The organism is Burkholderia sp. Bp9031 (assembly GCF_003857965.1).
Lineage (GTDB): Bacteria > Pseudomonadota > Gammaproteobacteria > Burkholderiales > Burkholderiaceae > Burkholderia > Burkholderia ambifaria_A.
In genome coordinates this window covers 1-6096 of record NZ_QTPW01000067.1, presented here as the reverse complement: position 1 = coordinate 6096, position 6096 = coordinate 1, and the positions used below count along the sequence as shown (strand labels likewise).

The 6096-nt window shown below is 55.6% G+C and carries 6 protein-coding genes; 1 reads left to right on the top strand and 5 read right to left on the bottom strand.

What is annotated here, in order from left to right; genetic code table 11:
* Positions 1 to 192: 192 nt before the first annotated feature.
* Positions 193 to 1041, bottom strand: a complete 849-nt coding sequence (locus DIE15_RS36345; RefSeq protein WP_124835855.1) for an AraC family transcriptional regulator — start codon at positions 1039 to 1041, stop codon at positions 193 to 195.
* Positions 1042 to 1212: 171 nt separating this feature from the next.
* Here DIE15_RS36345 and DIE15_RS36340 point away from each other — a divergent pair, with 171 nt between their 5' ends.
* A complete protein-coding gene (locus DIE15_RS36340) occupies positions 1213 to 2007 on the top strand; it encodes an SDR family NAD(P)-dependent oxidoreductase (protein ID WP_057930195.1) in 795 nt (264 codons plus the stop codon).
* Positions 2008 to 2255: 248 nt separating this feature from the next.
* Here the strand turns inward: DIE15_RS36340 and DIE15_RS36335 are convergent, their stop codons facing one another.
* From DIE15_RS36335 to DIE15_RS37980, 4 genes are all read right to left on the bottom strand, one after another.
* Entirely contained in the window at positions 2256 to 2531 is a 276-nt protein-coding gene (locus tag DIE15_RS36335) for a hypothetical protein (RefSeq protein WP_124835854.1), read from the bottom strand.
* A 722-nt stretch (positions 2532 to 3253) separates the two neighbouring features.
* The gene (locus DIE15_RS36330; protein WP_124835853.1) at positions 3254 to 3901 is read right to left on the bottom strand and encodes a hypothetical protein; all 648 of its coding nucleotides are present in this window, start codon (positions 3899 to 3901) and stop codon (positions 3254 to 3256) included.
* A 367-nt stretch (positions 3902 to 4268) separates the two neighbouring features.
* Positions 4269 to 5243: an IS30 family transposase gene (locus DIE15_RS36320; protein ID WP_260428453.1), complete on the bottom strand. Its 975-nt coding sequence runs from the start codon at positions 5241 to 5243 to the stop codon at positions 4269 to 4271.
* Positions 5125 to 6096 (bottom strand): hypothetical protein (locus DIE15_RS37980; protein WP_260428452.1); only part of this gene is annotated, 972 nt, incomplete at its 5' end. The genes DIE15_RS36320 and DIE15_RS37980, both read right to left, overlap by 119 nt.

Below are 6096 nucleotides of genomic sequence, written 5' to 3'. Positions count from 1 at the left end.
GCCTTGCAAATCTCACAACACCGTTTCAGCTATCGAGCCTTGCTGCACAAGCCTTTGCGAATTGTTCAAGGCCGACTATCTAGCGTCGTTGCTTCGGTGTGTGAGGTCGCGGCGGATGCCGCCGGTGGTCGATGGCGGCAAGCGGCAAGCGGTGTGCGGTGTGCGGTGCCGGCACCGCCTAACGTTTACCGTTCAGCTCGCGGCGCTTCGATACTGCCCCGGCGTGGCGGCCGCGATACGCCGGAACGCGCGCTGGAAATGCGCCTGGTCGGCAAAGCCCGCATCGAGCGCGACGTCGGCGATCGGCCGGCCGCGGCGCAGCTCCGTGCGACCGTACTGCACGCGGCGGTCGATCAGGAACGCGTGCGGCGTCATCCCGTAGCGGGCGTTGAACGCGCGGATCAGATAGGACGGCGACAGGTCCGCGGCCGCGCAGATCGCATCGAGCGTGACGGCCTGGCGGCAATGCGCGGCGATGTAGTCGGCCGCCCGCGCGAGCTTCGCATTGTCGACGCCGCGTCGTGCAGCGCCGGGTAGTTCGCGATCGAGCGCACCGTGCAGCCGCGTGAAGAATTCGACGGCCGCGCTTTCCTTGCCGAGCGGATCGACGCCGGGCGCGACGAGCGTGCGGTAGAAGCGGCCGAATTGCGCGAACAGGTCGCGCCGTTCCGTCAACTTCGGCGAAAACCCGTGAAAATCGCTGTTCGGATCACACCCAAGCGAATGCTGCAGATGCGCGAGCCACGGCACGTCCACGTAGACCATCCGGTACGCCCATGCGTCGGGGCCGTACGGATTGCATGCATGCACCTGCTCCGGATCGATGATCACGAGCACGCCGCGCCCGACATGCTCTTTCGTCGCCCCGTTCAGGTAGGTACTCGTGCCGCCGACGATCGCGCCGAGCGAAAACGTGTCGTGTGTGTGCTTCGCGTAACAGATCGTTCGCCCGTCGTCGACGGTGCGCGCCTCGATGAACGGCAGCGCGGTGTCGCGCCAGAACGGCGACGGCACGGCGAGGGTGTTGGCGGAACGGCTCACGCGACAGGCTCCCGGATCGGACGGCGAACGCACACCGTACAAGACTGCTCGGCACGATGCAACAGCGAGCCGACGCTTCCTGCCCGAATCGCCTAAGCTTTGAATTCCGGCCGCCGCGGCAGACGCGGCGGATTCCGTTCCCTCTCGTTCCCTCTTCCAACCGGTACGCTCATGCACATCGATCTGACAGGCAAGACCGCGGTCGTCACCGCTTCCACCGCAGGCATCGGGCTGGCGATCGCCGAAGGGCTCGCGCACGCAGGCGCACGCGTCGTCATCAACGGACGCAGCGACAAGTCGGTCGAAGCCGCGCTCGCGCTGCTGCGCACCGCGGTACCCGACGCGAACGTCGACGGCGTCGCCGCCGACCTGTCCGACGCCGCCGGCGCCGTGCGCATCACGCAGCACACGCCCGAGGCCGACATCCTCGTCAACAACGCGGGCATCTACGGGCTGAAGGCATTCTTCGACATCGACGACGACGAATGGACGCACTACTTCCAGATGAACGTGATGTCCGGCGTGCGTCTCGCGCGGCATTACCTGAAGGGCATGCTCGAGCGCAACGCGGGCCGCATCGTGTTCATTTCGTCGGAATCGGGGCTAAACATCCCGGTCGACATGATTCACTACGGGTTCACGAAAACCGCGCAACTGGCGATCGCGCGCGGGCTCGCGAAGGTCGCGGCCGGGACTAACGTGACGGTCAATTCGGTGCTGCCGGGGCCGACGATGTCGGAAGGCGTGCGGGCGATGCTGAAAGCGACGGCCGACGAAACGGGTCGCAGCATCGACGACGTCGCGGTGGATTTCGTGCGCAGCCAGCGCGCGAGCTCGATCATCCAGCGGCCGGCGACGACGGAGGAAGTCGCGAATCTCGTCGTGTACGTGTGCTCGCCGCAGGCGTCGGCGACAACAGGCGCGGCGTTGCGCGTCGACGGCGGCGTGGTCGATACGATCGCGTAGGAGTAACGGGTGCTTGTGGTGGCATCGGAGCGGCGGGTCAATCCAAGAATTGCTTTGCCACGCCGCTGCCGCCGTACGCCGGCCGACCGGGCGGGCGTTAAACACTGGCCCGCGGGGGGAGGATTTTCGTCGGCGCGAACTTGTACCCCATCCTGAACGGCAGCCGGAATGTCAATTGCGCGAGACCGAGATATAGAGACCATAAAAAAATTACCGAATCGGGAATCAGAAACTTAATTTCCAATACATCACCTTGCATGACATTGCTGAACATCGAATTTCGGAAGATACGCTATATCAAATGAACTAGACCTCTTCTCCACCACATCAATCACATCAACTCCAAATTGATTGCTCACTACTATATATTTTTTGTCGACACTAAAGGCAGCATCATAAACGGCACCACCGTACACCTGACTTTCGATAATTTCTATTTTTGACCCCAATGAAAATACAGATATATGCATCACCTGGGGATAACTTACATCAATCTTGTTGGGCAGTCCAAATACAACCAACATCGAGTTATCAAGACTAAATACCCCTCCATGAATGGCATGCCCTACCCTTTGCAGACCCGAAATTTTTACCGTCTTTTTCTATTGCCATTCGACCACGAACGACATCGGTCGCCAAATAACGCCCATCACACGAACTGACAACTTCCGCACTCACGTCACCGAGAGATATTAAAAGCAAAATCAAAGAAGAATATTTTCTCACACCACATCCCATAGCACTTGATATGCATCTTTCATCTCACACCAATACAAAGGAGGACTTTTTGCATCATACGGATTGGCCATTTTAGTTACTGCTAGCCGCTTGAACTCGGAGTCGCTTGGCAAGCTTACATTTCCGCCTTGAAAACCGCAACCCCAAAAGAGGCGCCGGGCGATTTAATTTCCGCACCCCCTACATCTACAATATAAAACCCAAAACGACTAGAGACAAGTATCGATTCTTGATTGGAGCCAATCGCAACATCACATATCCCGACATCTATGCCCACCTCATAATCAAACGCAACCTCGACTTTAGCATATAAATAGAAATAAAATCTGCCTGCGACCCACGAAGGTCTACTGCACTTCTATCCAGCAGAGCGACAAGCCATCGACGCCATATTGTTCAATAACTCTTCCCATAACCCGAGGCAACTTCAATGTTCCGGTATCGCCCACCAACTCTTTTTTACCGATATCGAGCAAAAATGACCAACAACCCTCTCCTAATTACTTGGTTACTTCACCGGAGATAAGTTGGGATATTTTTTCTCGAGCACCTTACGAATCGACTCAGCATCTTTGTAACGCGCATGAATGGAGCGCCCATCAGCGAGATCGCATTCACATTGATCCAAGAAAGGTGCACTGGCATCACTTTGCAGCGCAGCAAAAACAACCCCCGTTCGAGGGTCACCGATAAGTTTGTAGATATAACCGTCATAGTACTCCCCACCATAATCGTAATGATTAAGCGGTGTTCGCACCAAAATAACCACCCTCTTATCTTCTCGATCTCGCCCAAAATTCACAAAAAACACATCAGATATTTCCGGGGCCCCATCATCTTTCAAATAGCGATCAAATAATACGTCATGCCAAACGCGGCTTTCATCAGCAAACAGCATATGCGCATCAAGTATATATGGTCTATTATCTTTAGAATAACCAGGCACCTTAGATGTGTTCGCCACAAAATAAATATACACCCCTTGCATCACAGGACCAGCATCAACAAGCGGCGACTGCAATTTATGATTTTCGTCAGCACGAGCCTTCACCGCATCCTGAACGGCGGAGGGGATGGCGGCGCGAGACCAAGGTGTGGACAACAAAAAAAATATCAGAAATGAGATGCTAAATGCAAAAAATCGTTGTTCACGCATAACAGTCAACCCTCGCTCAACGAAAAACTCCCGAGCACCGCAAAGATATTACCTCTCCAATATCAAATCGCAATCACCCCTCCTCTTGACGCCTTAAATTTGTTTCTGCTACAAAGTTTGACGCATCATTAAGGACAAAATATGCATAACGAAAAAACTGTTGACGCGCAGGCAATCCACCAGCACCTCCTACCAAGCGAAAACATGCCTTGACGTCAAAATCGCCAGCACCTTTGTCGGCCTTTTTGTCAATTCGAGTTCTGACCCAGAAATAGCCAGCAGAATCCGCAGCCACTTCGGCATCACTTTGAAGAAGAAGTGGATTAGGATCACTCGTAAAATCCCTGGCACAGGGTGGTCTCAAGAATCAAGTGCAACGTTTAGCCAATCCGGCGGCAGTCAATTCCATCGCCATAGCCTCTTCAGGGGTTTTCCAGTTGAGGGTTTGGCGAGGGCGGCCGTTCATCAGTTTGGCAATGTCGTTCAATTGCATCTGGGTGACGCCTGACAGGTCGGCCCCCTTGGGCAGAAACTGGCGCAGCAGGCCGTTGGTATTTTCGTTGCTGCCCCGTTGCCAAGGGGCGTAGGGATCTGCGAACCAGATGTCCAGATTCAGTCGTTCAGCCAGCTCGACATGACAAGTCATTTCCGATCCACGATCGTACGTCAGGCTCTCACGCAGAAAGGCCAGGAGCTTCTTCATCTGGCGCGTGAACCCCTCCAGTGCGTCCTGGGCCGTACACCCATCCATGCGGCACAGCACGACGAACCGGGTCTTGCGCTCGACCAAGGTACCGACGCAGGAGCGATTGAAGGCGCCTTTGATGAGATCGCCTTCCCAATGACCGGGCCATTGGCGCGTTTCGATTGCCTCGGGTCGATGGATGATGCGCAGTTCTTCCGGTACAAAGCTCTTGCGGGCCAACGTCTTGCGCGCGTTGCCGCGCACCGGCTTGTTCTGGCGCAGGGCCTCGATCATCGCCTGCTTCAAGCCGCCGCGGGGATGGGTATAAATCGCCGCGTAGATCGTTTCATGACTGACGCGTTGCTCGGGATTATCTGGATGCATCTCGCGAAGTTTGGCAGCAATTTGCTGCGGCGACCAGCGCCGATAAACCAGGTCGTGATGCACTTGCCAGTACAGCGCGCTTCCTGTTGCCAGCTTCGCCGGACGCCGACTTCGCTCGCGGCGCGCCCGGTAGGCTCTAGCCGCGCTCGTGGCGTCATAACAGCGAGACGATTCCGTACGATTGCGTGCCAGTTCTCGCGTGATCGTCGACGCGCTGCGACCAAGCAGCCTTGCAATCGCCCTGACGCTCGTGTTTCTGGTCCTCTCGATCATGATCGCCGCGCGCTCTTCGGCGCTCAGATGCTGGTATTTCGTCATTGCAACACCCTACCTCATCCAAGGTGTTGCACTTGAAACTAGAGTCTAAGCAGTACTCGCCATATTCCCGATAACCCTTTCTCCAAGTTAGATGAATTAACCCACGCCCACAGAAACGCGGGCCGTCGCCTAGTTTTATATTCTCGCCAGCAATCGCTTTACTCTGAACCTCCGCGGGTCGCTGAGCTATGTATGTTGCGCGATCCCTGCCTTTCAAGAAGCCAAGCCTGCCCAGCCACGCATTCTTATTATCAAAATCGAAGGCCGCATCACTCGCAGAGTAGCTCTCGTACATTTTTCGAAAATATTCCGCATTGCCATTCTCTCTTGTCGAGCATAGTGCACCTGTTTCTTTTAATACCTGACCGAGAAAATGCGCCCTTCGAAGACTGCCATTTCCCAACCCGTATTTACGATACACATGATTGAGCGCCAACCACATCCGCCGAGGCGACTCCCCCCGAGCATCGCTGTTTCCTTCTGTAAATCGCTTATTACTCTCCGCCCATGAAATATCGCCGCCGGCGTCGGGCATTGAACTACGAGGAAGCAGTTGAATTTGCTCTCTCAAATCCAACCAGCCGCATCGTCTGAAGTGACGAATGAACTCAAGCGGATGAAAAAACCACAGCTTCTGCCCTGCTGGAATCCCCGTTTTGTCCCAAAACTGAACTTCCTTCAGGTACTTGAGGAAATCCCTGTAGCCCTTCTCGTTACCGTGGTAAAAGCCGCCCTCATCGAGCAGCCTCGCATAGCGTCCCTCGTTGTTCGTGCTATCCCACTCACTCGGCGCGTGACAGACAAGGCC

What these genes read in the sequence shown, in the direction of transcription:
- DIE15_RS36320 (WP_260428453.1), bottom strand. Translation starts at nt 5,243, where the DNA reads ATGATCGAGAGGACCAGAAACACGAGCGTCAGGGCGATTGCAAGGCTG.
- DIE15_RS36330 (WP_124835853.1), bottom strand. Translation starts at nt 3,901, where the DNA reads ATGCGTGAACAACGATTTTTTGCATTTAGCATCTCATTTCTGATATTT.
- DIE15_RS36335 (WP_124835854.1), bottom strand. Translation starts at nt 2,531, where the DNA reads ATGTTGGTTGTATTTGGACTGCCCAACAAGATTGATGTAAGTTATCCC.
- DIE15_RS36340 (WP_057930195.1), top strand. Translation starts at nt 1,213, where the DNA reads ATGCACATCGATCTGACAGGCAAGACCGCGGTCGTCACCGCTTCCACC.